Here is a 26,235-nt window from a genome sequence, read left to right as displayed (position 1 = left end):
GATGACCACGACGCCGACCCGCCCCGTCCACCTCGGCGAGCCCGACGGCTCCCCGCTCCTGGCCGCCGAGGAGCTCGTCGCGGGCTACCTGCCGGGCGTCAACATCCTCGAACGGTGCAGCCTGCGGGTGCACCGCGGTGAGCTGGTGGGCATCATCGGACCCAACGGGGCCGGGAAGTCCACGCTCCTCAAGGCGCTGTTCGGGCTGGTGACCGTCCGATCCGGACGGGTCACGCTCGACGGCGAGGACGTCACCAACGAGCGGGCGGACAGCCTCGTGCGCCGGGGGGTGGGCTTCGTCCCCCAGAACAACAACGTCTTCCCCGGCCTGACCATCGAGGAGAACCTCCAGATGGGCGTCTACCAGGCGCCCAAGAGGTTCGCCCAGCGCTTCGCCGCCGTCGTGGAGATCTTCCCCGACCTCGGCGAGCGCCGCCGTCAGCGGGCCGGGTCGCTGTCCGGCGGCGAACGGCAGATGGTCGCGATGGCCCGCGCGTTGATGATGGACCCCTCGGTCCTGCTGCTCGACGAGCCCTCCGCGGGCCTGTCCCCCGTGCGCCAGGACGAGACGTTCCTGCGCACCCGGAAGATCAACAAGGCCGGTGTCTCGGTGGTCATCGTCGAGCAGAACGCCCGCCGGGCGCTGCAGATCTGCGACCGCGCCTACGTCCTCGACCAGGGCACGAACGCCTACTCCGGGCCCGGACGTGAGCTCATGGACGACCCCAAGGTCGTCGAGCTGTACCTGGGCACCCTCGCCGCCGACGTCGAGGATGCCGCCGTGCGGGCCGGCGAGGCCTGAGCAACCTCCTGCGGCACGGCCCGACCGGCGCGGCCTGAGCTGGCTCCTGCGGCACCGCCCGACCGGCGCGGCCTGAGCTAGCTCCTGCGGCACCGCCCGACCGGCGCGGCCGATCGGGCCGCGCCCGCCGGCCCGCGGCGACCCCCCGGCCGCAGCCAGTCAGTACCTCCGCGCCGAACCAGCAGCAGGCGGGGCCAGTCAGCAGGGAACCTCCAGCTGACCCGACCCGTTGGCTGCTTACTCGTGGCGCCCGCCGGACAGCGACGGACGGAATCAGGCACCGGCGGCGAGGCAGCGCCCCCGTCAGCAAGAAGCCGCCCCGGCCAGCAACGCAGCCGCACCGGCCAGCAACGCAGCCGCACCGGCAGACGCGCCTCGAGGCCAGCCCCGGAAACTCACCCCGACGGCGAGCCGGCGCACACACGACGGCGCCCGGTGAACCACCGGGCGCCGTCGCGAGCGCGGGGAGAGCACGGCGAGAACCGCTCGCGCCGCGCGCCTTGGTCAGCCGATCTCGCCGAACTCCACGCGCTGGAAGGAGTTGTTGTTCTCGCCGTCGAAGAGGTAGACACCGATGTTCGCAGCGGAGGGGTCGTTCTCCGCGTTGAAGGGCCCGACGCCGGAGACAGCCTGGTAGACGATCTCCTCGCCGTCCTCGAGCAGCGCCGCGCACTCCTCGAACCCGGCGCACTCCGTGCCGCCCTCGGCGCCGGAGACGGCCGCCATGTTGGCCTGGATCGTCGGGCCGTCCGTGCCGTCGCCGCGCACCGCGGCGAGGGCGGCGAGCATGGTGGCGTCGTAGGACTCCGCCGCGTAGTTGAAGTCCGCGAGCTCGGGGTCCACCCCCATGAGACGCTCACGGAACTCGTCGGAGGGGAACACTCCGGGCTGGGTGCCCTGGGCGCCCTCGAGGGTGCCGGGGTCGAAGTCGTCGCCGAAGTTCTGAAGGTTGCCGTCGACGAAGTAGACCTTCGACATGTCGAAGCCCTGGTTGACGAGCTCGGCGATGATGAGCGGGGTCTGGGTGGTGAACGCGATGATCGCGACGGCGTCGGGTGCGGTCCCCAGCGCGTTGCCGACGATCGTGGAGAAGTTCTGCTCGGTCGGGTCGAACTCCTCGCCGGGCCCGCCGTAGGTGACCGTGCCGCCGGCGCCCTCGACGACGCCCTGGACGACGTCGCGCAGACCGGTGCCGTAGTCCTCGTTGAAGACCAGGATGCCGAGGTTGGCGTGGCCGTCGCCGAGGATGAGGTTCCCCAGGACGTCGCCCTGGACCGTGTCCGGCGGGGCGGTGCGGAAGAAGTACTCGCTGTACCCGGACAGCGTTGCGGAGGTGTTCGCCGGGGAGACCATGACGATCTCGGCGCCGACGACGTCGTCGATGACGTTGAGCGTCACCTGCGAGGAGGCGGCGCCGATGATGACGGCGACGTCCTCGCTGACGAGCTCGGTCACGGACTGCGTGGCCACCTGGGCGTTGTCGGCGTCGGAGGAGTCCTTGTGGGAGACCGAGACGTCGGCGCCCAGGACGCCGCCGGCCTCGTTGATCTCCTCCACGGCCAGGTCCACGCCGGCGATCTCCGGCGGACCGAGCTGCGACAGCGAACCGGTCTGGGGCAGCAGGGTGCCCAGGACCAGCCCCTCGGACGAGGCAGCCTCGTCGGTGGCGGCGCCGACGTCGTCGCCCTCGGCAGCCCCGCACGCGGCGAGGGTGAGGGCGACGGCCACGGCCAGGGCCGACGTGCGGACGGCAGAGCTCCTGCGGATCATGCGTTCCTCCTGGTGGACGTGGGCGGGGCCCGCCCGTACCGCCACCGTAGGAAGCCCGTGTATCCGCCCTGTGTCCCTGTGTGTCCGGCCCGTGAAGATCGGCTTCTCGGTGTGTCCGGCCCGTGAACTCGAGGTCTCGGTCCGGTCGCGGGACCCCCGCGGACGCCGACGGCCCGGCACCCCGTGGCGGGGTCCGGGCCGTCGGACGGAGTGAGCCGGGGGTCCTAGCGGGCGCCGACCTGCTCGATGACGGCGTCGGCCACCTCGCGCATGGTGAGGCGGCGGTCCATGGAGGTCTTCTGGATCCAGCGGAACGCCTCGGGCTCGCTCAGGCCCATCTTCGTCATGAGCAGACCCTTGGCGCGGTCGACGCGCTTGCGGGTCTCGAACTGCTCCGACAGGGAGGCCACCTCGGCCTCGAGGGAGGTGATCTCCTGGTGCCGGGAGATGGCGATCTCGACCGCGGGCAGGAGGTCGGCCGGGGTGAAGGGCTTGACCACGTACGCCATGGCCCCGGCGTCGCGCGCCCGCTCCACGAGCTCCTTCTGGGAGAACGCGGTGAGCATGACGACGGCGCAGGTGCGGTTGGCGATGATGCGCTCGGCGGCGGTGATGCCGTCCATGACGGGCATCTTGACGTCCATGACGACGACGTCGGGCTCGAGCTCGGTGGCCAGGCGCACCGCGGCCTCGCCGTCGGCGGCCTCCCCGACGACGTCGAAGCCCGCCTCGGTGAGCGACTCGACGATGTCGAGGCGGATGAGGGTCTCGTCCTCCGCCACGACGACGCGGTGGGCGCGCGTGCGCTCCTCAGCCGCTCCCGCCTCCGGGCCGGGCAGCTCGAGCTCGTCCGTGCTGGTGGGGGCGTCCTTCTCGTTCTCGGTCACAGGATCAGGGTATATCCCGCCGCCGACGCCTGACCGGCGCACGCTCGTGACGTAGGTCTCGCGGCTCCTGCAGTTCCGCTGACCTGCGTACTCACGGCCGTCGCGGCCGGCTCAGGCCCACCACGCAGCGGCGACCCCGACCACGAGCAGGACGAGGAGCGCGAGTGCGGGACCCGGCTCACGCCGGACCGCCGGCCCGGGGTGTCCGGGTCGGACGGTTGCCTCCGCCCCGGCAGCCCGCCCGGCGTGGGCGGCCAGCCCGGCGAGAGCGCGTGCGAGGTCCTCGGCACGTCGCCCGGCGTCCGTGCCGCCGGTGACGGCGGGCAGCTCGACCTCGGTGAACGGCTCCCAGGCGAGCCAGAGACCGGTCCCGTCGCGCCGGACGCCGTGGAAGGACGGCCAGGGCACCTGGTACCGCCACGTCCCCGTGACGACGGTGAGGCCGGACGACTCCCCCCGCACCTCGGTCAGGGCCCGTCGCGCCCCGGCCAGCAGGACGGTCACGGCGGCGAACGCGGCGGACAGGGCCTGGAACCAGTCGCCCTCGGTCATCCAGCGCACCCAGGCAGGCCCGCCGAGCAGGCCCGCCAGCACGAGGGCGACGCCGACGGCGCGCCGCGCCTGCGTCGTGCCGACGACGACCGTGCCGGTCACCGGGCCAGGCGCCACCGCGTGGCCAGGTGGCCCCTCCTCCCGAATGGACCCGGGATCGGCAGGGACGACGGCGTCGCCGTCCGCGTCCGCGCCGGTGACGGTGCGCCGCAGGGCGTCGAGCGCCCCACGGCCGGCGGCCGCACCACGCTCCTGCCACCCGCCGTCGGTCGCAGGACGGACCGGACCGTCGGGCACGAGAACCTCGTGCTCGGTGACCACCAGGACGTAGCCGCCCTCGTGGAGGCTGCCGACGACCGTTGCGGACTGCTCGACCGGCACCTCGAGCCCGGCGAGGTCGTCGTCGTCGAGCATCGCGGTCCAGTGCACCTCGTCGCGCCAGACCTGCCCGAACAGCGCGACGGCCTCGGCCTCGAGCCGGCGCGTGGTCTCGAGATCGAGCTCGTCGTCAGGACCTGGGCCATCGGCGTACGTGGCGCCGTCGACGCCTGGGCCGTCGGCGTACGTGGCGCCGTCGACGTCGGGCTCGCCGTCGACATCGGGCTCGCCGTCGGCGTCGGGCTCGCCACCGGCGTCGACGGCTGAGTCGTCCGACGCCCGCGGCACGGCGAAGGCGACGGAAACCCGGCCGAGGGGCCGGAGCGCGTGGCGCCCGCCCGAGCCGCCGGCCCCGCCCACCGGCAGGAGCATCACCGACCCGGACCCGTCCGGAAGGACGACGACCTCGCTCCGCGGCGCGCCGCCTACCCACAGCTCCCGCACGGCTCGCCGCCGCCTGACCTCGGCCACCAGCAGCAGCGCCGCGGCCGTCGCGGCGCCGAGGGCGGCGCTCAGCCAGCCGGTGTGGTCCGGCGGCTCGGCCACGAGGGTGGACCGGTCGGGCGCGGCAGGGTCGAGGAGCACCGGGACGCTCGCACCGACGGTGTGGTCCGTCGGTTCCAGGACGGGCACGGTCACCGTCCGCCGGGCGCCGCCGTCGCCGAGCGCGACGTCGAGCAGGTAGTCGACGTCGTCGACGGCCGCGACATCGCCGTCGACCACCACCGAGCGGGCCAGCCGGTCCTCCTCGACCGCCACGCTCTTTGCGTACCAGCCCGCCAGGCCGAGCGCGCCGAGGAGCAGGAGCCCCGCCGCGCCCACGCGCACCAGGTCCCACGAGTCGGGCTGGGCGTGCTCCGACACGGGTCCCGGCACCCGGTCGCCCGCGGTCAGCAGCCGCTGGCGGCGCCGGCCGCTGAGGATCCGCCAGAGGTGGACGGCGCAGCCGGCGCCGACCAGCCCGAACGCCACGTTGGCCGGGAGGTGGTCGTCCAGGGCGACGTCACCGACGGCGAACACCACACCGGCCGCTGCCCCGAGGACCGGCCGCAGCCAGAGCAGCACCGGCGTCGCGAGGAGCGGGACCAGGAAGACGGCGAAACCCGTGTCGGGTCCGCACACGCTCGGGTCCGCCGGCGAGCAGGGCCCGGTGTCCGTCACCACGGAGACCGCGAACGCCGCCGCCCACGCCACGATCAGCGCGACCGCCCACCGGCGCGACGGGATCGCGGTGCGCCACTCGCCGGCCCGCTCGGGCGTCATCGACACCGGGACATCATCGGGGTGCCGGGCACCCCCTTCGGACCATCCGCCGACATGTCCGGACGTGGGGTCCGTCACACCCGAGCCCACCTGGCGCCGGTGGGGGCGGAACGGGCCCGTCACAGACGGCACGGTGCTCCCGGCGGGACTCGAACCCGCACGCCTCTCGGCGCCGCATTTTGAGTGCGGTGTGTCTGCCAGTTCCACCACAGGAGCGTCTCGGCGGTCAGGGTATCGCCCCGCCGCCGTCCGCCGACGACGCGGCCCCGCCACCGAGGTGGCGGGGCTGGGCGGTCGGACCGGTCAGGCCTTGGTGTAGGTCTCGCCGATCTTGTGCACGCGGATCGAGTTGGTCGACCCCACGGTGCCGGGCGGCATGCCCGCGACGATGACGACACGGTCGCCCTCGTCCGCCAGGCCGGTGGTCTGGAGGAGCTGGTCGACCTGGTTGACCATGTCGTCGGTGTGGGTGACCGAGGGCACGGTGTAGGTCTGCACGCCCCAGCTCAGCGCGAGCCGGTTGCGGGTGTCGGTGCTCGGGGTGAAGGCGAGCAGCGGGATGGGCGAGCGCAGGCGCGACATGCGGCGGGCGGAGTCGCCGGACTCGGTGAAGGTCACGAGGTACTTCACCTCGAGCATCTCGCCGATCTCGGCCGCGGCGCGGGTGATGACGCCGCCGCGCGTGTGCGGGGAGGACCCCAGCGGCGCGATCCGCTCGCCGCCGTTCTCCTCGGTGTTCTCCACGATGCGGGCCATGGTGCGCACGGTCTCGATCGGGAAGTCACCCACGGACGTCTCGCCGGAGAGCATGACCGCGTCGGCGCCGTCGAGGATGGCGTTGGCGACGTCGGAGGCCTCGGCGCGGGTGGGGCGCGGGCTGGTGATCATCGACTCGAGCATCTGCGTCGCGACGATGACGGGCTTGGCGTTGCGGCGGGCGAGCTCGATGGCGCGCTTCTGCACCAGCGGGACCTGCTCGAGGGGCAGCTCGACGCCGAGGTCGCCGCGGGCGACCATGATGCCGTCGAAGGCGTCGACGATCTCGACGAGGTTCTCCACGGCCTGGGGCTTCTCGACCTTGGCGATGACCGGCACGCGACGGCCGACCTCGTCCATGATCGCGCGCACGCCGTCGATGTCCGAGGCGTTGCGCACGAACGACAGGGCGATGACGTCGGCGCCGACCTTGAGGGCCCAGCGCAGGTCGTCCTTGTCCTTCTCGGACAGGGCCGGGACGGAGACGGCCACGCCGGGGAGGTTGAGGCCCTTGTGGTTGGAGACGGGGCCGGCGACCTCGACACGGGTGACGACGCGGGGGCCGTCGACCTCGAGGACCCGCACCGCGACCTTGCCGTCGTCGATGAGGATGCGGTCGCCGGGCTTGCAGTCACCGGGCAGGCCCTTGAACGTGGTCGAGGCGAGCTCGGCGGTGCCGGGGACGTCCTCGGTGGTGATGGTGAAGGTGTCGCCCTCCTTGAGCTCGACCTTCTCCTGGGGGGCGAACTTGCCCAGCCGGATCTTCGGGCCCTGGAGGTCGACGAGGACCGCAACCGCGCGGCCGGAGGCCTGCGCGGCGGCACGCACGTTGCGGTAGACCGCCTCGTGCTCCTCCACCGCCCCGTGGCTGCGGTTGATCCGGGCGACGTCCATGCCGGCATCCACCAGCTCCTGGACCTTCTCGGCCGACGCGGTGGCCGGTCCGAGGGTGCACACGATCTTCGCTCTACGCATGCGCCCCAGCCTAGAGCAGGTGCTCTGCGGGGTCCCGGGTGAAGGTCCCGGTGCCGGAAGTTGCCGCCAGTGGCCCGCGTCACGTCCTGCGCTCGCCGCGCGCCCGCCGGGGCCCCCGGTCGAGCGCACGGGGCGAGCGCGCGGGGCCGTCCCGGACCGCGTCCGGGACGGCCCCGCAGCGCCTCGATCAGGCCGAGACGGAGACAGTCGAGGGCAGGATCGGCGCGGGAAGCTCGCTCTCGCCGCGCAGGAACCCGTCGACGGCGGACGCCGCGGCGCGGCCCTCCGCGATGGCCCACACGATGAGCGACTGCCCCCGGCCCGCGTCGCCGGCGACGAACACACCGGGGACGGAGGTGGCGAAACTCTCATCCCGGACGAGGCGCCCGCGCGCGTCGAGCTCGACGCCGAGCTGCTCGACGAGCCCGGCCCGCGGCACACCCGTGAAGCCCAGCGCGAGAAGGACCAGCTGGGCGGGGATGATCCGCTCGGTGCCCTCGACGGGGACGTAGGTGCCGTCGTCGGCCTTCTCCACGGTGACCAGGCGCAGGTGGGTGACCTCGCCGGTGTCGCCCTCGGAGAGCAGCTCCACCGTGGAGCTGGCGTAGACCCGCTCGCCGTTCTCCTCGTGGGAGGTCGAGGTCCGGTAGACCTTCGGGTAGGTCGGCCACGGCTGGTCCTCGGCGCGCTCCTCGGGCGGCAGCGCGTGGATGTCGATCTGCGTGACCGACCGGGCGTGCTGCCGGGTGGCGGTGCCGAGGCAGTCCGAGCCGGTGTCGCCGCCGCCGATGACGACGACGTCCTTGTCCGTGGCGAGGATCTGCCCGGGCACCTCCTGGCCGTCGACGGCCCGGTTGGCCTGGACGAGGTAGTCCATGGCCAGGTGGATCCCGCCGAGCTCGCGCCCGGGCACGGGCAGCTCGCGGCCGATGGTCGAGCCCATGGCCAGCACGACGGCGTCGTACCGCTCGAGAAGGTCCTGACCGGTGAGGTCCGCACCGCCGACGTCGACGCCCGGGCGGAACCGGGTGCCCTCGGCCTCCATCTGGGCGACGCGGCGGTCGACCTGGTCCTTCTCCATCTTGAAGTCGGGGATGCCGTAGGTGAGGAGGCCGCCGATGCGGTCGTCGCGCTCGTAGACGGCGACGGTGTGCCCGGCGCGGGTGAGCTGCTGGGCGGCGGCCAGCCCGGCGGGTCCCGAGCCGACGACGGCGACGGTGGCACCGGTGAGCCGCTCGGGGATCTGCGGCTGGACGAGCCCGCGGTCGAAGGCGTTGTCCGCGATCGACTGCTCGATGTTCTTGATCGTCACGGCAGGCTGGTTGATCCCCAGGACGCAGGCTGTCTCGCAGGGGGCCGGGCACAGCCGGCCGGTCCACTCGGGGAAGTTGTTCGTGGCGTGGAGGCGCTCGATGGCGGCCTCCCAGTCCTCGCGCCGGGTGAGCTCGTTCCACTCGGGGATGAGGTTGCCCAGCGGGCACCCGTTGTGGCAGAAGGGCACGCCGCAGTCCATGCAGCGGGTGGCCTGGCGCACCAGCGCCGGGCCGTCCTCGGAGCGGCGCTCGTACACCTCGCGGGAGTCGAGGATGCGCACCGGCACCGGGCGTCGGCGCGGCAGCTCGCGCTCGGTGTAGGTCAGGAATCCGCGCGGGTCAGCCACGGGTCGCCTCCATGATCGTCGCCCACACGTCGGGCGAGCTGGGGTCCAGGCCGTCCTCGGCCGCCTTGACGAGGGCGGCGGAGACGGCGGCGTACTGGCGCGGGAGCACCTTGGTGATCCGCGCGGTGAGGGCGCCGGGCTCGGCGAGCAGGTCCGAGGCGACGGTGGAGCCGGTCAGCTCGACGTGCCGGCGCAGGAGCTCGGCCACGATCGTCTCGTCCTCGGGGTCGAGCTCGGTGACGAGCAGGTCGCCCCCCGCCAGGGCGGGGACGTTGATCTTGGCGGTGTCGAGGTCCAGGACGAACGCGGTGCCGCCGGACATGCCGGCGCCGAGGTTGCGCCCCGTCGGGCCCAGGACGAGCAGCGTGCCACCGGTCATGTACTCCGCGGCGTGGTCGCCCACGCCCTCGACGACGAGCGTCGCACCGGAGTTGCGCACGGCGAACCGCTCCCCCGCCCGGCCCCGCAGGAAGATCTCCCCCGAGGTCGCGCCGTAGGCGATGACGTTGCCGGCGACGACGTTCTGCTCGGCGACGAGGTGCGAGCCGGGTGCCGGCCGGACGACGATCCGCCCGCCGGAGAGCGACTTGCCCACGTAGTCGTTGGCGTCGCCGAGCAGGCGCAGGGTCACCCCGCGCGGCAGGACCGCCCCGAAGGACTGTCCGGCCGAGCCGGTGAGGGTGATGTCGACCGTGCCGTCGGGCAGGCCCTCGGCGCCGTACCGCTTGGTCAGCTCGTGCCCGAGCATCGTCCCGACCGTGCGGTTGACGTTGCGCACGGGCAGCTCGATGCGGACCGGCTCGCCGCGCTCGAGCGCGGGCTCGGCCAGCTCGATGAGGCGGTTGTCCAGCGCCCGCTCGAGGCCGTGGTCCTGGGCGCGCACGTGCCGCAGCGCTGAGCCCTCCTTGGGGTCGACCTTGGTCAGGAGCGGCTCGAGGTCCAGGCCGGAGGCCTTCCAGTGGTCGACGGCGTCGGTGATGTCGAGGAGGTCCACCTGGCCGATGGCCTCCTCCACCGAGCGCAGCCCGAGGCTGGCGAGGTACTCGCGCACCTCCTGGGCGACGAACTCGAAGAAGGTCACCACGTGCTCGGCCCGGCCGGTGTAGCGCTCACGCAGGACGGGGTTCTGCGTGGCGATGCCCACCGGGCAGGTGTCCAGGTGGCACACGCGCATCATGACGCAGCCCTCGACGACGAGCGGGGCGGTGGCGAAGCCGAACTCCTCCGCGCCCAGGAGCGCGGCGACGAGCACGTCGCGCCCGGTCTTCATCTGCCCGTCGGCCTGGACGACGATGCGGTCGCGCAGGTCGTTGAGGACGAGGGTCTGCTGGGTCTCGGCCAGGCCGATCTCCCAGGGGCCGCCCGCGTGCTTGAGGGAGGTCAGGGGCGAGGCGCCCGTGCCGCCGTCGTGCCCGGAGATGAGCACGACGTCGGCGTGCGCCTTGGACACCCCGGCCGCGACGGTGCCCACGCCGATCTCGGAGACGAGCTTGACGTGGATCCGCGCCGCCGGGTTGGCGTTCTTGAGGTCGTGGATGAGCTGGGCGAGGTCCTCGATGGAGTAGATGTCGTGGTGCGGCGGCGGGGAGATCAGGCCGACGCCGGGGGTGGAGTGCCGGGTCTTGGCCACCCAGGGGTAGACCTTGTGGGCGGGGAGCTGGCCGCCCTCGCCGGGCTTGGCACCCTGCGCCATCTTGATCTGGATGTCGTCGGCGTGGGTGAGGTACTCCGCGGTGACGCCGAACCGGCCCGAGGCCACCTGCTTGATGGCCGAGCGGCGGCGCGGGTCGTGGAGGCGGTCGGAGTCCTCCCCGCCCTCGCCGGTGTTGGACTTCGCGCCGAGCTGGTTCATCGCGATCGCGAGGGTCTCGTGGGCCTCGGCGGAGATGGAGCCGTAGCTCATCGCGCCGGTGGAGAACCGCTTGACGATCTCGCTGACCGGCTCGACCTCGTCGATGCTGATCGGCGCCCGCTCGCCCTCCCGCAGCCGGAACAGCCCGCGAAGGGTCATGAGCCGCCGGGACTGCTCGTCCACACCCTCGGTGTACTTGCGGAAGATGTCGTACCGGCGGGTCCGGGTGGAGTGCTGGAGCCGGAAGATCGTCTCGGGGTCGAACAGGTGCGGCTCGCCCTCGCGGCGCCACTGGTACTCCCCGCCCATCCGCAGGGTGCGGTGCTTGGGCGAGATGCCCGACGGCGGGTACGCGGTGGCGTGCCGGGCGGCGACCTCGGCGGCGATGACGTCGAGGCCGACCCCGCCCAGCGGCGTCGGCGTGCCGGTGAAGTACTCGTCGACGAGGTCCTCCGAGAGACCGATCGCCTCGAAGACCTGGGCGCCGCGGTAGGACATCACGGTGGAGATGCCCATCTTGGACATCACCTTGAGCACCCCCTTGCCGAGCGCCTTGATGACGTTCTTGACGGCCTGCTCGGCGCTGATGCCCTCCAGGACGCCGGAGCTGACGAGGTGCTCGACGCTCTCCATCGCCAGGTACGGGTTGACGCAGGCCGCGCCGTAGCCGATGAGCAGGGCGACGTGGTGGACCTCGCGCACGTCGCCGGCCTCGACGACGATGGAGATCTTCGTGCGGGTGTGCTTGCGCAGCGTGTGGTGGTGGACCGCCGCGGTGAGCAGCAGCGACGGGATCGGCGCGAGCTCGGCGGTGGACTCTCGGTCCGAGAGGATGATGAAGCTGATCCCCGCGTCGATGGCGTTGTCGACCTCGTCGAAGATCTCCTCCAGGCGGGCCTGCAGCGCCGCGCCGCCGCCGGAGACCCGGTAGAGCCCCTCGATGGTCACCGAGGAGAAGCCGCGGCCCTGGCGGGGGGTCTTGCGGATGTGCTTGATCTTCGCGAGCTGGTCGTTGTCGATCGTCGGGAAGGGCACGAGCAGCTTGCGGGCGTGCTCGGGGGTGTCGACGAGCATGTTCGGCTCGGGGCCGATCGCCCCGGCGAGGGAGGTGACGAGCTCCTCGCGGATGGAGTCCAGCGGCGGGTTCGTCACCTGGGCGAAGAGCTGGGTGAAGTAGTCGAACAGCAGCCGCGGGCGGGCGGAGAGCACCGCGAGCGGGGTGTCGGTGCCCATGGACCCGATCGCCTCGGCGCCGGTGGCGGCCATCGGCGCGAGGAGGATGCGCAGCTCCTCCTCGGTGTAGCCGAAGGTCTGCTGGCGCCGCACGACCGACAGGCGCGAGTGGTCGACGTGGTCGCGCTCGGGGAGGTCCTCGAGCTCGACCAGGCCCTCGTCGAGCCACTGCTGGTAGGGGTGGGCGTCGGCGAGGCTGCGCTTGACGACCTCGTCGTCGATGATGCGGCCCGCCGCGGTGTCGACGAGGAACATCTTCCCCGGCTCGAGGCGGCCCTTCTTGACCACCTTGCGGGCGGCGATGTCCAGGACGCCGGACTCCGAGGCGAGGACGACGAGACCGTCGTCGGTGACCCAGTACCGGCCCGGGCGCAGGCCGTTGCGGTCCATGACGGCACCCACGAGGGTGCCGTCGGTGAAGGTCATCGCGGCGGGGCCGTCCCAGGGCTCGATGATGGTGGAGGCGAACTCGTAGAACGCCTTGAGGCCGGGGTCCATCGAGGTGTGGTTCTGCCAGGCCTCGGGGATCATCATGAGCACCGCGTGCGGCAGGGAGCGCCCGGCGAGGTGGAGGAGCTCGAGGACCTCGTCGAAGGTCGCCGAGTCCGAGGCGCCGGGCGTGCAGACCGGCATGAGCTGCTCGAGGTCGCCCAGGACGTTCGAGGCGAGCATCCCCTCGCGGGCGGCCATCCAGTTCCGGTTGCCGCGCACGGTGTTGATCTCGCCGTTGTGGGCCACGAGCCGGAACGGCTGCGCCAGCGGCCACGACGGGAACGTGTTCGTCGAGAAGCGCGAGTGCACGAGGGCGATCTCGGATGCGAAACGCGGGTCGGACAGGTCGGGGAAGAACGGCGCGAGCTGCGTCGTCGTGAGCATCCCCTTGTAGACCAGGGTGCGCGCGGAGAGCGAGGCGAAGTAGATGCCCGTCTCCCGCTCGGACCGCTTGCGCAGGCGGTAGGTGAGGCGGTCCAGCTCCAGGCCGGCAGCGCCGTCGGGGTCGGCCACGAAGAGCTGGCGGAAGGTGGGCATGGACGCGAGCGCGCTCGGGCCGATCATCGAGGCGTCCACCGGCACGTCGCGCCAGCCGAGGACGGTGAGGCCCTCGTCGGCGGCGATGGCCTCGATGCCCGCGACGGCCTCGGCCAGCGCAGCCTCGCCGGCGCTCTCCCCCGGCAGGAACACCAGGCCCGCGGCGTACCGGCCGGCGGGCGGCAGGTCGAACCCGGCCACGGCGCGCAGGAACGCGTCGGGCACCTGCGTGAGGAGGCCGGCGCCGTCGCCGGTGTTCTCCTCGGCGCCGACGGCGCCGCGGTGGTCGAGGTTGTGCAGCGCGGTCAGGCCGGCATCGACGATGTCACGACCGGGCGTGCCGCGCAGGGTCGCGACAAAGGCGACGCCACAGGCGTCGTGCTCCTGCGTGGGGTCGTACAGCCCCCGGCGCGGTGCGGCGGGGAACGGGCTGGCCGTGACCTGGTGGTCCATCCGCGTGCGTCCTCACTGGGTCGCCCCGGACGGAACGACCCGCATCGTCGTGCTGGTGATGTGGTCGGGTCGGCGTCGGCCCGTTGGTGGCGAGATGTTACTCGCAGATGACGTACTGGTGACACGAGGTGTCCACATTCTTGACACTTCTCCCGTGGGGCGCCACCCCTCCGGCCCTCCCAGCAAACGGGCGCCGGGGTGGGTTGTCAAGCACCCGGGGACGTCCGGAGAGGGACAGCGGGCGCTTCGGGCGGCGCACCGGGCGGGACTCTACGCGAACGGCGTAAGCCGGCGCGTCCGTGGCCACGCGCCCAGTACGTAGGCACGCGCCGAGCACGTACCGCCGCGCCTACGGACTCGAACCGCTGGCTCCTGACTCAAGCCGAGTACGTCGCCACGCGCCGAGCACGTAGCCACGCGCCGAGCACGTAGCCACGCGCCGAGCACGTAGCCACACGCCGAGTACGTACCGCCGCGCCTACCGACTCGAACCGTTGGCTACTGAGTGAAGCCGAAGGGGCCCCGGCATTCGCACCGGTGCGAGCTCTCAGACCTTCTGGTCGGACGCAGACGCGCCGTCCGTCGGCTCGGAGCCGGCCGCGTCAGTGGCCGCGGCCTCGTCCGTGCGCGAGCCGGCCGCGTCGGTGGACGCGGAATCGTCCGTGCGCGGACCGGCGGGGTCGGTCTGCGCAGTTGCGGCGTGAACGTCGGAGTTGCGGGAGCCGGCCGCGTCCACGCCTGCCGCGCCTTCACCGACGGCGACGTCGGCGTCGGCGCGGGCCTCGTCAGGCTCGACGCCGACCGGCTCCTGGCCGGGCAGCCACAGCGTGTCCGGCCGGTCGCGATTCCGGCGCCCGACGACGACGAAGATCACCAGGGCGACGAGGAAGATGAGGATGGAGGTCCAGACGTTGAGGCGGAGCCCGAGGACGATCTCCGCGTCGTCGATCCGGAGCATCTCGATCCACACGCGGCCCGCGGTGTAGAGCATGACGTAGAGCCAGAAGACCCGGCCGTGCCCGAGCCGGAAGCGGCGCTCGGCCCACAGCAGGACGGCGACCATCGCGAGGTTCCACACCATCTCGTACAGGAAGGTCGGGTGGAACAGGGTGCCCACCTCGTACCCGGGCACGAGGTGTGCCTCGTCGATCTCCAGGCCCCAGGGCAGCGTCGTCGGCCCGCCGTAGAGCTCCTGGTTGAAGTAGTTGCCGAGCCGGCCGACGGCCTGGGCCACGAGGAGGCCGGGGGCGAGCGCGTCGGCGAACGGCGCGAGCCGCAGGCCGCGGCGGCGCAGCGCCAGCCAGGCGCCGACGGCACCGAGCGCCACCGCACCCCAGATGCCCAGCCCGCCCTCCCAGATGTAGAAGGCACGCACGGGGTCGCCGTCGGGGCCGAAGTACGCGTCCGGCGAGGAGAAGACGTGGTAGATCCGCGCGCCGACGATGCCGAACGGGACCATCCAGAACGCGACGTCCATGGCCGTGTCCTTCGGCCCGCCCTTGGCGGTGTACCGGCGGTCCAGGATCCACCACGCCGCGACGATCCCGAGGAGGATCGCGAGGGCGTACGCGCGGACGGGGAAGGGGCCGATCGCCCACTCCGCCTGGGACGGGCTGGGGATCGAGGCGAGGGGCGGGAGCACCCCCGCAGCCTAACCGCTGGGACGAGCCCACCCGGCGAGAGGGGGATGCGGAGCCACCCCGCGAGCGGAGGACCCCGCACGGATCCGGCCACCTCGGCGGCACGGGTCTGGCAGGGTCGGCGTCACGTCCCGGTGGGCGTGGCCTCGCCTCCGCCGGCCGGTGGCGCCGGCACATCGGTGCCGGTCGGCGCGGGCACCCCGTGCCGGGCGACGTCGGCACGCTCGTGCCCGGCACAGCGAGGGGGTCGTCGTGGACGGGGTCGGGCCGGGATCAGCGCGGACCACGGGCACGCGGCCCCGGCCCGGGGCCGCGCGGCCCCGGCCCGACGGCACGCCCTGGCCGCGCGGGACGGCGCCGAGGAGCCGTGCCCTGCGCTCCCGCGTCCTGCCGTCGCTGCTCCTGGCGGCCCTCCTTGCGGGGTGCACCGGCGTGCCGACGCCGTCGCCCCTGCCGCCCGGCGAGCGGGGGGTCAACGGGGTGATGGTCGGCGTCGACGACACCGGGCTGCCCGACCACGCCGACGGCGGCGGCTGGGTCGCCGCCATCCCGGCCGAGCACCTCGACGCGCTCCTCGACCGCGCCGCCCGGGACGACTGGCGGCCCCCGGTGACGCACCTGCCCTACGTCCGGCTCCACCTCGACGAGGCGACGGTCGGGTCCTGGGGCGGGGAGGTCGCGGCCGTCGACGCCCGGGGTCGCTTCACGATCGGCCGGGACGAGTCCGGCGAGCCGCCCGTGACCGGCGCGGCGATCGTGTGCCGTCTCGTGGACGGCACCGAGGGCGCCATCACCCGCGGCTGCGACGAGGTGACCCTGCCCGAGCGGGGGACGCTACGAGCGACGTGGGGCGAGGCCGGCTTCCACGTGGGGCTGCTGAGCGGGTAGCCGCACCGGTGCGTCCGACGGCTCCGCCGGCCGACCGGTGGGTCGGCCGCCGGGCACTGTCGGTCCACCTTCGGTCCGCCGGGGCCTCCTCAGGCGCCGTGTGCGCCCGCGGCGATCTCCTCGGCCAGCACGCCGAGGTCGCGCAGGCCCGCGGTGCGGTCGCCGTCGGCACGCATGAGGGTGCGCACGAAGGCCGACCCGACGATGACGCCGTCGGCGAACTCGGCGATCTCGGCCGCCTGCTCCCCGGTGGAGACGCCCAGCCCCACGCACACCCGCTCCGCCCCGGCCGCACGGGTGCGGGCGACGAGCTCACGGGCGTGGGTGTCGACGCTGGCCCGGGCGCCGGTGACACCCATCGTGGAGGCGGCGTAGACGAAGCCACGGCACGCACGGGCGGTCATGGCCAGGCGCGCGTCGGTCGAGCTGGGTGCGACGAGGAAGACGCGGTCCAGACCGTGCGCATCGGACGCCGCGACCCACTCCGCCGCCTCGTCCGGGATGAGGTCGGGGGTGATGAGGCCCGCCCCGCCCGCGGCCGCGAGGTCGCGGGCGAACCGGTCGACGCCGTAGCGCAGCACCGGGTTGAAGTAGGTCATCACCAGCACCGCCGCGCCGGTGGCGGCCACCTGCTCGACGGCGGAGAGGACGTCGCGGGTGCGGGTGCCGCCGTCGAGGGCCGCCTGGGCGGCGCGCTGGATGACCTCTCCGTCCATGCCGGGGTCGGAGTAGGGCAGGCCGAGCTCGATGACGTCGGCGCCGGCCGCGACGAGCGCCTTCGCGGCCTCGACAGAGGTCGCGACGTCGGGGAAGCCCACCGGCAGGTAGCCGACGAGGGCGGCGCCACCCCGGGCGCGGGCGGCGTCCACGGCGGCGGCGGACTTCGAGGGGGTCATGACGCTCACTTCTCGATGCTCCCGGTGGCGTGCTCGGCGGGGCCCGGGTGGGCCAGCGCCTCCTCGTCGACGAGGTCGAACCACCGGGCGGCGGTCTCGACGTCCTTGTCACCGCGGCCGGAGAGGTTGACGAGGATCGTCGGCGCGGGCAGCCCGGCCGCCCCTGCCTCGCTACCGATCCGCATCGCGCCGGCCAGGGCGTGCGCCGACTCGATCGCGGGGATGATCCCCTCGGTGCGGCACAGCAGCCGGAAGGCCTCCATGGCCTCGGCGTCGGTGACGGGCTGGTACTCGGCACGGTGGATGCTCGCCAGCCAGGAGTGCTCGGGGCCCACGCCGGGGTAGTCCAGCCCGGCGGAGATCGAGTGCGACTCCACGGTCTGGCCGTCCTCGTCCTGGAGGAGGAACGTCCGCGCGCCGTGCAGCACCCCCGGCGTGCCGCCGGTGATCGACGAGGCGTGCCGGCCGGTCTCGACGCCGTCCCCGGCGGCCTCCAGACCGACGAGCCGCACGCCGTCGTCGTCGAGGAAGGCGTTGAAGATGCCGATGGCGTTGGAACCACCGCCCACGCAGGCGCAGACGACGTCGGGCAGCGCGCCGGTGAGCTCGAGCACCTGCTCGCGCGCCTCGTCCCCGATGACCTTCTGCAGGTCGCGCACCATCGCGGGGAACGGGTGCGGCCCGGCGGCGGTGCCGAAGAGGTAGTTGGTGGTGCCGACGTTGGTGACCCAGTCGCGGAAGGCCTCGTTGATGGCGTCCTTGAGGGTGCGCGAACCGGTGGTCACCGGCACGACCTCGGCGCCGAGGAGCTTCATGCGTGCGACGTTGAGCGCCTGCCGGCGCACGTCCTCCTCGCCCATGTACACGGTGCACTCCAGGCCGAGGAGGGCGGCGGCCGTCGCGGTGGCGACGCCGTGCTGGCCGGCGCCCGTCTCGGCGATGACCCGCTTCTTGCCCACCTTGCGGGTGAGCAGCGCCTGGCCCAGGACGTTGTTGATCTTGTGGGAGCCGGTGTGGTTGAGGTCCTCCCGCTTGAGGATGACCCGCGCCCCGCCGCAGTGCTCGGCGAAGCGGGGCACCTCGGTGACGATGCTCGGCCGGCCGACGTAGGTGCGGTTGAGGTGGTCCATCTCGGCGAGGTAGCCGGGGTCGACCCGCAGCTCCTCCCAGGCGGCCGCGAGGTCGTCGAGGGCCGCGATGAGCGCCTCGGGGACGAACCGGCCGCCGAAGTCGCCGAAGTAGGGGCCGGCGGCGTCGGCGAGACGGCCGGGGCCCGCCTGCCCGCCCGCGGTCATCGGCGCACCGCCCGCAAGGAGGGGTGCGACCCGGCGGCGACCATGTCCGCGACGGCCTGGCGCGGGTTGCCCTGGGTGACCAGCGCCTCCCCCACCAGGACGGCGTCGGCGCCGGCACGGGCGTAGTCGAGGACGTCGTGGGGCCCGCGGACGCCGGACTCCGCGACGCGCAGGACACCCTTCGGCAGGACGTCGACGACCTGGGCGAAGACGCCGCGGTCCACCTGGAGGGTGCGCAGGTCGCGGGCGTTGACGCCGACCACGCGGGCGCCGGCGTCGACGGCGCGCACGGCCTCCTCGCGGTCGTGCGCCTCGACGAGGGCGGTCATGCCCAGGGAGTGCACCCGCTCGACGAGGGAGGTGAGCACGGTCTGCTCGAGGGCGGAGACGATGAGGAGGACGAGGTCCGCGCCGTAGGCCCGGGCCTCCCACACCTGGTAGGGCGTGACGACGAAGTCCTTGCGGAGCACCGGCACGTCCACGGCCGCGCGCACCGCGGCGAGGTCCTCGAGGGAGCCGCCGAAGCGGCGGCCCTCGGTGAGGACGGAGATGACGGCGGCGCCACCGGCCTCGTACTCGGCGGCCAGGCCGGCCGGGTCGGCGATGTCGGCGAGCGCACCCTTGGAGGGGCTGGACCGCTTGACCTCGGAGATGATCGTGACGGCCTGGTGCTCACCGCGCAGCGCGGCGACGGCGTCCTTGGCCCCGTCCCGGCGCTGGGCCATGTCCTTGAGGACCTCGAGGGGCCGCTTCGCCTCACGCTCGGCGAGGTCCTCCCGGACCCCGGCGATGATCTCATCCAGCACGGTCACGGCTCGTACTCCCCTCGACTGACGACTCCCTCATCGTAGGTGTCAGCCGTGGGTGCCTCGAACGGCGTCCGCCAGGCGGCGGTCGGCGCCCGCCGGCGTCAGTCGCTGTACCAGTCCCGCTCACGCTCGCGGGCGGGCGGCGGCGCGGGCTGGCCCAGACCCATGCCGCGCATGACCACCGAGACCACGACCGCCGCCACCGCGATCACCACGGCGACGATCGTGAGCCAGTCGGCCTCGATCATGAGGCTCAGGCCGCCCACCAGGAACGCGAGGCTGACCCCCCAGGTCATGACCCAGGCCGCCGGGGTGCGCCCGTGGTTGGAGTAGGGCGCCGCGGACGGCAGCGTGTAGGGCTCGGTCGCGGGAATCTGCGGCATGGTGTCCTCCGGGGCAGGGTCGGTCTGGCCGCAGCATATCGGCCAGGTACCGGTCAGGCAGTGCGTCGCGCGCGGCCGGTCACGGTGCCTGGTCGCGCGAGGGGTCCTCGCCGCGGCCGAGGGCGTCCCAGTCGTCCATGGCGCGGGTGCGGGCATCGGTCTCCGGCGTCCCCCGAGGAGCACGGGGCGCCGCCCCGGGAGCGCCGCTCCGGTCGGGACCGGGCGCCCCCGGAGCGCCACCCCGGTCGGCACCGGACGCCGGCGAGGCGACCGTGCCGACGGCAGGACCCGTCGCCCCGGCCGGCCGGGTGGTCGACTCCCCCGGCACTGTCGTGGCCTGGTCCGGTGACGCGTCCGTGGGCGCGCCCGTCGGCGCACCCGTGGGGACCACGGCCGCACCGGCCCGCTCGAAACGACGCCCGGCGTGCTGCCACCGCCCGGCGGAGGCGACGGCCACCACGCCCGCGGCGCCGGCGGCGGCGCCCAGCAGCGCGGCGGCGTACGGCCACGGGGTCAGGGCGGGCTCGCCCTCGAGGACCCGGACCCCGCTGACCTGCGCCGCCGCGCCGAGGAGCGGCCCGGCGGGGTCCGCGAGGAGCCCGGCGACGGCGACGACGACCATGACGGCAGCCCCCAGGAGCGCCAGCCCGCCGAGCATGACGGCGACGCGCCGGCCGATGGCGACGGCCAGCGCGGCCGCGCCCATGACGAGCGCGGCCGCGGTCACCGCCGGGGCCGCGGACGTCCCGGCCACCGAGACCGTCTCGGTCCCGATCACCGTGGGGGCCGTCCCGCTCACCCACGTGGCCGAGGTGACGGCCAGGAGGAGCACGACGACGACGAGCGTGGCCAGGACGACGCGGCGCCTCGCCGGCCGGGCGGTCACGGCCGGCCCGCCGCGGGCCGCAGGCCGGCGGCGAGCTGGACCGCCCGGACGGCGGCCGCGGCCTTGTTCCTCGTCTCCTCGTACTCGGTGGCCGGCACGGAGTCGGCCACGATGCCCGCCCCGGCCTGGACCGACGCCTGGCCGCCGGCGATGACGGCGGTGCGGATCGCGATGGCCAGGTCGGCGTTGCCGGCGAGGTCGAAGTAGCCCACCACCCCTCCGTAGATGCCGCGGCGGGCCGGCTCGAGGGTGTCGATGAGCTCGATCGCCCGTGGCTTGGGCGCCCCCGACAGGGTGCCCGCGGGGAACGTCGCGACGAGGCAGTCCAGGGCGCTGACGCCGTCGCGCTGACGCCCGACCACCGTGGAGGAGATGTGCATGATGTGGCTGAAGCGCTTGACCTCCATGAGCTCGACCACCTCGACCGTCTCGGGCCGGCACACCTTGGCCAGGTCGTTGCGCGCGAGGTCGACGAGCATGACGTGCTCGGAGAGCTCCTTGGGGTCGGCGAGGAGCTCCTCGGCCAGGGCCCGGTCCTCCCCCGGTGTCGCCCCGCGCGGGCGGGACCCGGCGATGGGGAACGTCGTGACGTCGCCGTCCTGGACGTGGACGAGCGTCTCGGGGCTGGAGCCGACGACGGCGAACGTGCCCGCCCCGCCCGGGGCACCGCCATCGCCGCCATCGCCGTCGCTGCCGCCGCCCTCGTCCGCGGGCAGCTGGAGGTAGTACATGTACGGGCTGGGGTTGATGGTGCGCAGGACGCGGTAGACGTCCAGGGGGGCCGCCGTGCAGTCGATGTCGAGGCGCTGGGAGAGCACCACCTGGAAGACCTCGCCGTCCCGGATGGCCTCCTTCGCCGCCAGGACGGCGTTCTCGAAGTCGGGCCGGGACGTGCGGAAGCGCAGCTCGGGCGCCGCGGTGCCCACGTGCACGGCGGCCATGGCGGGCGCCGGGCGCAGGAGCGCGTCGGTCATCGCGTCGAGCCGGGCGACGGCGTCGGCGTGCGCGGCGTCGACGCGCTCGTCCGTGTCGTCGAAGTTCACCGCGTTGGCGATGAGCCAGACGGACCCGTCGTGGTGGTCGACGGCGGCCATGTCGGTGGCCAGGCACAGCGCGACGTCGGGGGTGGTGTGCTCGCGGGGGGCGAGCGCGCGCAGGTTCGGCTCCCACTCCCGCAGCACGTCCCAGCCCAGCGCACCGACGAGCCCGCCCGTCAGCGGCGGCAGGCCGGGCAGGGCGGGCGTGCGCAGCGCCTCGAGGGTCGCCGCGAGGACCTCCAGCACGGGCCCCTCGGCGGGGATGCCGACGGGCACGTCGCCGCTCCACCGGGCGCGGCCACCGCGGGCGGTGAGCACGGCGCGGGAGGCCACTCCGACGAACGACCAGCGCGACCAGGCGCCGTCGTGCTCGGCGGACTCGAGGATGAAGGTGCCCGGGCGCGAGCCCGCGAGCTGGCGGTACAGGCCCACGGGCGTGACGTCGTCGGCGAGGAGGCGGCGCACCACGGGCACGACCCGGCGGTCCGCGGCCATGGCCCGGAACGTGGGCAGGTCCGGCCAGGTCTCGCCCCAGTCGACCGAGACCTCCGAGGGGGCCGCAGCGACCTCCGAGGGGGCCGCGGCGTCGGGGGCGCTCACGCGACGTCCCCGACGACGGCCCCGAGGTCGCCGCCGGCCTCGAAGCAGGTCCGGGTGCCGGTGTGGCACGCGACGCCCACCTGGTCGACGCGCACGAGCAGGGCGTCGCCGTCGCAGTCCAGCGCCACGGAGACGACGTGCTGGACGTGCCCGGAGGTGTCCCCCTTGCGCCAGTACTCCTGGCGCGAGCGCGACCAGTACGTCGCCCGGCCGCTGGTGAGGGTCCGGCGCAGGGCCTCGTCGTCCATCCAGCCGACCATGAGCACCTCGCCGGTGTCGTGCTGCTGGACGACGGCGCAGACCAGGCCGTGCTCGTCACGCTTGAGGCGGTCGGCGACGGACGGGTCGAGGGTGGGGTTCTCGGGCACCGGACGATCTTGCCACGGGGCGGCGCGAGCCGGTCAGCGCGTCTGCGCCACCCAGGAGGCGTGCATCCGCGCGTACGGCCCGCCCGCGGCGAGGAGCGCCTCGTGGCTGCCCACCCCGGCGAGGTGCCCGTCCTCGACGACGACGACGAGGTCGGCGGCCTCGGCGGTGGAGAGGCGGTGGGCGATGGTCACCGACGTCCGGCCCGCGGTGAGGCGGTCCAGCGCCCGGGCGATCCGGGTCTCGGTGGCCGGGTCGACGGCGGAGGTGGCCTCGTCCAGGACGAGGAGGTCGGCGTCGGCGAGCGACGCGCGGGCCAGGGCCACGAGCTGGCGCTCACCCGCCGAGAGCGACTCCCCGCGCTGACCGACCGGGGTGTCGAGCCCGGCGGGCAGGCTCGCCACCCACCCGTCCAGGCCGAGGGCGGCGACGGCGGCCTCGACCTCCTCGGCGGGGTGGTCCACCGCGCCGTAGGCGATGTTCTCCCCGATGGAGGCGTCGAGGAGGAAGCCCTCCTGGGGCACGAGCACCACCCGGGAGCGCAGGTCCCGCAGGGTGAGGCGGCGCAGGTCCGCGCCGTCGAGGAGGACCTCGCCGGCGGTGGGGTCCATGAGCCGGACGAGGAGCTTGGCGAGGGTGGTCTTGCCCGACCCGGTCCGCCCGACGACGGCGACCTGGGTGCCGGGCTCGATCGCGAGGTCGACGCCGTGGAGCACCTCGGGGCCGCCGGGGTAGGCGTAGCGCACGCCCCGGAACTCCACCCGGGCCGCCCGGTGCGCGCCGTCCGGCGCCGGCACCGCCGGAGCGCCGGCCGATTCGTGGACGACGCCCGGCGTGGGGGCGTCGCCCGGCGCCGGGCGGGTGGCGTGCCGGCTGCGCGGCGGCAGCGGGTCGGCCGGGTCGGTGACGTCGACGGGCGTCTCGAGGACGGCGATGACGCGTCGCCAGCCGGCCACGGCGTTCTGGAGCTCGTTGAGCATCTCGGTCGCGTTCTGCACGGGCCCGGTGAACATCTGCACGAGGAAGAGGAACGCGAGCACCTCCCCGATCGTGAGGTCCCCGGCGGCGCCGAGGTACGTGCCGGCCACCACCACCGCCGCGAGCGCCACGGCCGCGAGGACGACGCCGGTGGAGAAGGCGATCGCCACGTAGGTCTGGGCGCGCACGGCCTCCTCGCGGTGCTCCCGGACGGCGGCGTCGATGCGGCGCTGGGTGCGCCCGGCGGCGCCGAACGCCCGGATCGTCTCCGCCCCGACCACGGACTCCGAGATCGCCGAGAGCATGGCCCCCACCCGCACCCGGACCCGGCCGTAGGCGGCGGAGACCCGCTTCTGCGCGCGCGGTGCGAGCAGCACCATCGGCAGGAAGCACACCCACACCAGCAGCGCGAGCTGCCAGGAGTACACCAGCATCGCCGCGCCGGCGAGGAGCAGCTGGCCGGCGTTGAGGACGAGCATGAGCCCGCCCCGCTGGACGAAGAGGGAGACCGTGTCGACGTCGGAGGTCACCCGCGAGACCAGCGAGCCGCGCTTCTCCGCGGACTGGGTCAGCGTGGACAGGTCGTGGACGTGGCGGAAGGTGGCCACCCGCAGCTGGGCCAGGCCCCGCTCGCTCGTGCGGTAGAGCCGGACGTTGACGGCGGCGCTGACCTGGCCGGTCAGGAGCAGCACCACGAGACCGGCGACGGCGAGCCAGGCCACCCGGGCGACGTCGGGCCCGCCGTCGGCGAGGATCCCGTGGTCGGTGGCCTGCTGGAGGACCACCGGGACGACGACGCGTCCGGCGGTGGCGACGACGGCGAGCAGCAGCGTGGTGACGATGCCCTCGGTCATCGCCGGGGAGAGCTGCAGCCCCCGGCGGACGGTGGCGACGACCCCGAGGTCGGACGCGGCGGAGATCGCGCTCATCGGTCCCCTCCCCCGGCGCGCCCGGCCCGGGCGGCCTCCCGCTCGGCGGTGCGCACCGCGTAGGCGGTGACGAGCTCGCGGTAGCCCGGGTCCCGCTCGGACAGCTCGGCGTGGGTGCCGGCGTCGACGACCCGCCCGGCGTCGAGGTGGACGACCTCGTCGGCCAGGGCGATCGTCGAGGTTCGGTAGGCCACGAGCAGCACGGACGTGCCGCCCTCCCCGGCGCCGAGGCCGGTGAGGATCTCCTGCTCGACGACCGGGTCGACGGCGGAGGTGGCGTCGTCGAGCACGAGGAGCCGGGGCCGCCGGACGAGTGCCCGGGCGATCGCCAGGCGCTGGCGCTGCCCGCCGGAGAGGGTCGCGCCGCGCTCGCCCACGACGGTGTCGAGACCGGCGGGCAGGGCGCGGACGAAGTCCTCGGCGCGGGCGGTGCGCAGCGCGGCCCAGACGTCGTCGTCGTCGAAGCGGTCGCCGTCGTCGAGGGTGACGTTGCCGCGGACGGTGTCGTCGAAGACGAACGTGGACTGGCTCACCAGGGCGACGGCGGCGGTGCGCGCGGCGGGGTCGAGCTCGCGCACGTCGTGCCCGCCCAGGAGCACCCGCCCGGCGGTGGGGTCCATGAGGCGGGCGACGAGCGCCGCGAGGGTCGACTTGCCTGCCCCGGTGGCGCCGACGAGGGCCACCGTGGCGCCCGGTGCCACCCGGAGCGAGACCCCGGAGAGCAGGTCCACCGTGCCGGGGTCGCGGCCCGGCCGGCCGGCCGGGGCGCCGTCGGGGTCCTTGGCCAGGCGGGCCGGGACGGTGAAGGTGACGTCCTCCACGAGCACCTCGAGGCCGCCCCGGCCGCCGGGGACGGCCCGGCCGCCGGTGAGGGCACCGGTCGCGTCGACGACGCGGGCGATGCGGTCGTGACCCACGAGGGAACGCGGGACCTCCCCCAGGACGAAGCCGATGGAGCGGATCGGCATCGTCATGACGGTGAGGAGGTAGGCGACCGTGACGACGTCGCCGGTGGCCGCGGCACCGGCCCGCACCCGCCACGCCCCGGCGGCGATGACGGCCAGGGTGGCCGCGGAGGGCAGGAGCTCGATGACGGGGTCGAACACCGCCCGGACGCGGCCCATCGCCACGTTGGCCTCGCGCAGCTCCTCGGTGACCGCGGCGAAGCGGCGCTCCTCCCGCTCGGCGGTGCCGAGGGACTTCACGAGCAGGGCCGCCTCGAAGCTCTCGTGCGCGACGTCGGAGACGGCGGCCCGCAGCCGCTGGGAGCGGGTGACGGCCGGCGCCATGCGGCGGCGGTAGACGGCGTTGGCGAGCACGACCAGCGGCAGGACGCTCACGCCGATGGCGCCGAGCCAGGGGTCGGCGAGGAACATCGCCACCGAGGCGACGAGCATCATCACGACCACGCCGAGGGCGAAGGGCAGCGGCACGAACACGCCGGAGGCGGCCTCGGCGTCGGCGTTGGCGTTGGAGAGGAGCCGCCCGGTGGGATGGCGGCGGTGCCAGCTCATGGGCAGGCGCAGGTACTGGCGGGTCACGCGCAGCCGGTGCGCGGCCTGGATCTCGTACGCCGCCCACCCGGCGTAGATCCGGCGCAGCGCCACGGCGGCGGCGGTGAGCAGGCCGACGACGAGCAGCGCGCCCCCGGCGGCCCAGACCTGGCCGGCGTCGAGGGAGCGCTCCGCGACGGCGGGGGCGACGACCTGGTCGGTGACCCAGCCGAGCAGCCACCCGGACGCGACCGTGCCGACGCCGTACACCGCGGCGGCCCCGACCGCGACGGCCGAGGTGCGCCGGGAGTCCACCAGCCCGCGGCCGATGAGGACGAGGCTGCGGCGCAGGGTGCCGCCCGGCAGGGCGTACGGGTGCGGGGTGCGCAGGTCGTCGGCGTCCACGTCCACCGCCTCGCCGGCGG

General features: G+C 74.2%; 18 protein-coding genes and 1 tRNA gene. 2 read left to right on the top strand and 17 right to left on the bottom strand.

From position 1 onward, the window contains the following. The first annotated feature begins 1 nt into the window (after position 1). Complete coding sequence (locus EDD32_RS13310; protein ID WP_123918204.1) at positions 2-802, top strand: ABC transporter ATP-binding protein; 801 nt, start codon at positions 2-4, stop codon at positions 800-802. 504 nt (positions 803-1,306) lie between these two features. Here the strand turns inward: EDD32_RS13310 and EDD32_RS13305 are convergent. From EDD32_RS13305 to lgt, 8 genes are all read right to left on the bottom strand, one after another. Beyond that, the gene (locus tag EDD32_RS13305) at positions 1,307-2,572 is read right to left on the bottom strand and encodes an ABC transporter substrate-binding protein (protein WP_123918202.1); all 1,266 of its coding nucleotides are present in this window, start codon (positions 2,570-2,572) and stop codon (positions 1,307-1,309) included. Positions 2,573-2,796: 224 nt separating this feature from the next. After that, on the bottom strand, positions 2,797-3,411 hold the full coding sequence (locus tag EDD32_RS13300; RefSeq protein WP_246006294.1) for an ANTAR domain-containing response regulator: 615 nt from the start codon (positions 3,409-3,411) through the stop codon (positions 2,797-2,799). 159 nt (positions 3,412-3,570) lie between these two features. Next, positions 3,571-5,658 (bottom strand): hypothetical protein, encoded by a 2,088-nt coding sequence (locus EDD32_RS13295; protein ID WP_123918200.1) that lies wholly within the window; start codon positions 5,656-5,658, stop codon positions 3,571-3,573. Positions 5,659-5,786: 128 nt separating this feature from the next. Then, positions 5,787-5,868 (bottom strand) — tRNA-Leu (locus tag EDD32_RS13290). 87 nt (positions 5,869-5,955) lie between these two features. Further along, entirely contained in the window at positions 5,956-7,383 is a 1,428-nt protein-coding gene (pyk, locus tag EDD32_RS13285) for a pyruvate kinase (protein ID WP_123918198.1), read from the bottom strand. Positions 7,384-7,570: 187 nt separating this feature from the next. Next, positions 7,571-9,043, bottom strand: a complete 1,473-nt coding sequence (locus EDD32_RS13280) for a glutamate synthase subunit beta (RefSeq protein WP_123918196.1) — start codon at positions 9,041-9,043, stop codon at positions 7,571-7,573. Continuing rightward, the gene (gene gltB, locus EDD32_RS13275; protein ID WP_123918194.1) at positions 9,036-13,610 is read right to left on the bottom strand and encodes a glutamate synthase large subunit; all 4,575 of its coding nucleotides are present in this window, start codon (positions 13,608-13,610) and stop codon (positions 9,036-9,038) included. Before gltB ends, EDD32_RS13280 begins: the two co-directional genes overlap by 8 nt. A 547-nt stretch (positions 13,611-14,157) precedes the next feature. Then, complete coding sequence (gene lgt / locus EDD32_RS13270) at positions 14,158-15,252, bottom strand: prolipoprotein diacylglyceryl transferase (RefSeq protein ID WP_123918192.1); 1,095 nt, start codon at positions 15,250-15,252, stop codon at positions 14,158-14,160. Positions 15,253-15,502: 250 nt separating this feature from the next. Between lgt and EDD32_RS13265 the strand changes: the two genes are divergently transcribed. Then, positions 15,503-16,138, top strand: a complete 636-nt coding sequence (locus EDD32_RS13265; protein WP_123918190.1) for a hypothetical protein — start codon at positions 15,503-15,505, stop codon at positions 16,136-16,138. 89 nt (positions 16,139-16,227) lie between these two features. Here the strand turns inward: EDD32_RS13265 and trpA are convergent, their stop codons facing one another. The 9 genes from trpA to EDD32_RS13220 all read right to left on the bottom strand — a co-directional run bounded on the left by trpA (position 16,228) and on the right by EDD32_RS13220 (position 26,215). Beyond that, entirely contained in the window at positions 16,228-17,034 is an 807-nt protein-coding gene (trpA, locus tag EDD32_RS13260) for a tryptophan synthase subunit alpha (protein WP_123920537.1), read from the bottom strand. A gap of 5 nt (positions 17,035-17,039) precedes the next feature. Further along, on the bottom strand, positions 17,040-18,329 hold the full coding sequence (trpB, locus tag EDD32_RS13255) for a tryptophan synthase subunit beta (protein ID WP_123918188.1): 1,290 nt from the start codon (positions 18,327-18,329) through the stop codon (positions 17,040-17,042). Beyond that, positions 18,326-19,141 carry an indole-3-glycerol phosphate synthase TrpC gene (gene trpC / locus EDD32_RS13250; protein ID WP_123918186.1) on the bottom strand — a complete coding sequence of 272 codons (816 nt, stop codon included), beginning with the start codon at positions 19,139-19,141 and terminating at the stop codon, positions 18,326-18,328. The genes trpB and trpC overlap by 4 nt, the downstream gene beginning before the upstream one ends. 98 nt (positions 19,142-19,239) lie before the next feature. Then, positions 19,240-19,521 carry an HGxxPAAW family protein gene (locus EDD32_RS13245; RefSeq protein ID WP_123918184.1) on the bottom strand — a complete coding sequence of 94 codons (282 nt, stop codon included), beginning with the start codon at positions 19,519-19,521 and terminating at the stop codon, positions 19,240-19,242. A 79-nt stretch (positions 19,522-19,600) separates the two neighbouring features. Continuing rightward, entirely contained in the window at positions 19,601-20,407 is an 807-nt protein-coding gene (locus EDD32_RS13240; protein ID WP_123918182.1) for a Trp biosynthesis-associated membrane protein, read from the bottom strand. Beyond that, positions 20,404-21,939 carry an anthranilate synthase component I gene (locus tag EDD32_RS13235; RefSeq protein ID WP_123920536.1) on the bottom strand — a complete coding sequence of 512 codons (1,536 nt, stop codon included), beginning with the start codon at positions 21,937-21,939 and terminating at the stop codon, positions 20,404-20,406. Before EDD32_RS13235 ends, EDD32_RS13240 begins: the two co-directional genes overlap by 4 nt. 101 nt (positions 21,940-22,040) lie before the next feature. Next, a complete protein-coding gene (gene hisI, locus EDD32_RS13230; protein WP_123918180.1) occupies positions 22,041-22,412 on the bottom strand; it encodes a phosphoribosyl-AMP cyclohydrolase in 372 nt (123 codons plus the stop codon). Positions 22,413-22,445: 33 nt separating this feature from the next. Further along, on the bottom strand, positions 22,446-24,317 hold the full coding sequence (locus tag EDD32_RS13225) for an ABC transporter ATP-binding protein (protein WP_123918178.1): 1,872 nt from the start codon (positions 24,315-24,317) through the stop codon (positions 22,446-22,448). Then, entirely contained in the window at positions 24,314-26,215 is a 1,902-nt protein-coding gene (locus EDD32_RS13220) for an ABC transporter ATP-binding protein (RefSeq protein ID WP_246006293.1), read from the bottom strand. Before EDD32_RS13220 ends, EDD32_RS13225 begins: the two co-directional genes overlap by 4 nt. Positions 26,216-26,235: the final 20 nt, after the last annotated feature.

The sequence above is a fragment of the Georgenia muralis genome (assembly GCF_003814705.1).
In the GTDB taxonomy this organism is placed as follows: domain Bacteria; phylum Actinomycetota; class Actinomycetes; order Actinomycetales; family Actinomycetaceae; genus Georgenia; species Georgenia muralis.
This window is presented reverse-complemented; position numbering and strand designations above follow the sequence as displayed.

Bases quoted from the DNA above. Each gene is read 5' to 3' on its own strand.
- EDD32_RS13310 (WP_123918204.1), top strand. From the start codon at position 2: ATGACCACGACGCCGACCCGCCCCGTCCACCTCGGCGAGCCCGACGGC.
- gltB (WP_123918194.1), bottom strand. From the start codon at position 13,610: ATGGACCACCAGGTCACGGCCAGCCCGTTCCCCGCCGCACCGCGCCGG.
- trpA (WP_123920537.1), bottom strand. From the start codon at position 17,034: ATGACCCCCTCGAAGTCCGCCGCCGCCGTGGACGCCGCCCGCGCCCGG.
- pyk (WP_123918198.1), bottom strand. From the start codon at position 7,383: ATGCGTAGAGCGAAGATCGTGTGCACCCTCGGACCGGCCACCGCGTCG.
- trpB (WP_123918188.1), bottom strand. From the start codon at position 18,329: ATGACCGCGGGCGGGCAGGCGGGCCCCGGCCGTCTCGCCGACGCCGCC.
- EDD32_RS13245 (WP_123918184.1), bottom strand. From the start codon at position 19,521: ATGCCGCAGATTCCCGCGACCGAGCCCTACACGCTGCCGTCCGCGGCG.
- EDD32_RS13235 (WP_123920536.1), bottom strand. From the start codon at position 21,939: ATGGCCGCGGACCGCCGGGTCGTGCCCGTGGTGCGCCGCCTCCTCGCC.
- EDD32_RS13225 (WP_123918178.1), bottom strand. From the start codon at position 24,317: ATGAGCGCGATCTCCGCCGCGTCCGACCTCGGGGTCGTCGCCACCGTC.
- EDD32_RS13305 (WP_123918202.1), bottom strand. From the start codon at position 2,572: ATGATCCGCAGGAGCTCTGCCGTCCGCACGTCGGCCCTGGCCGTGGCC.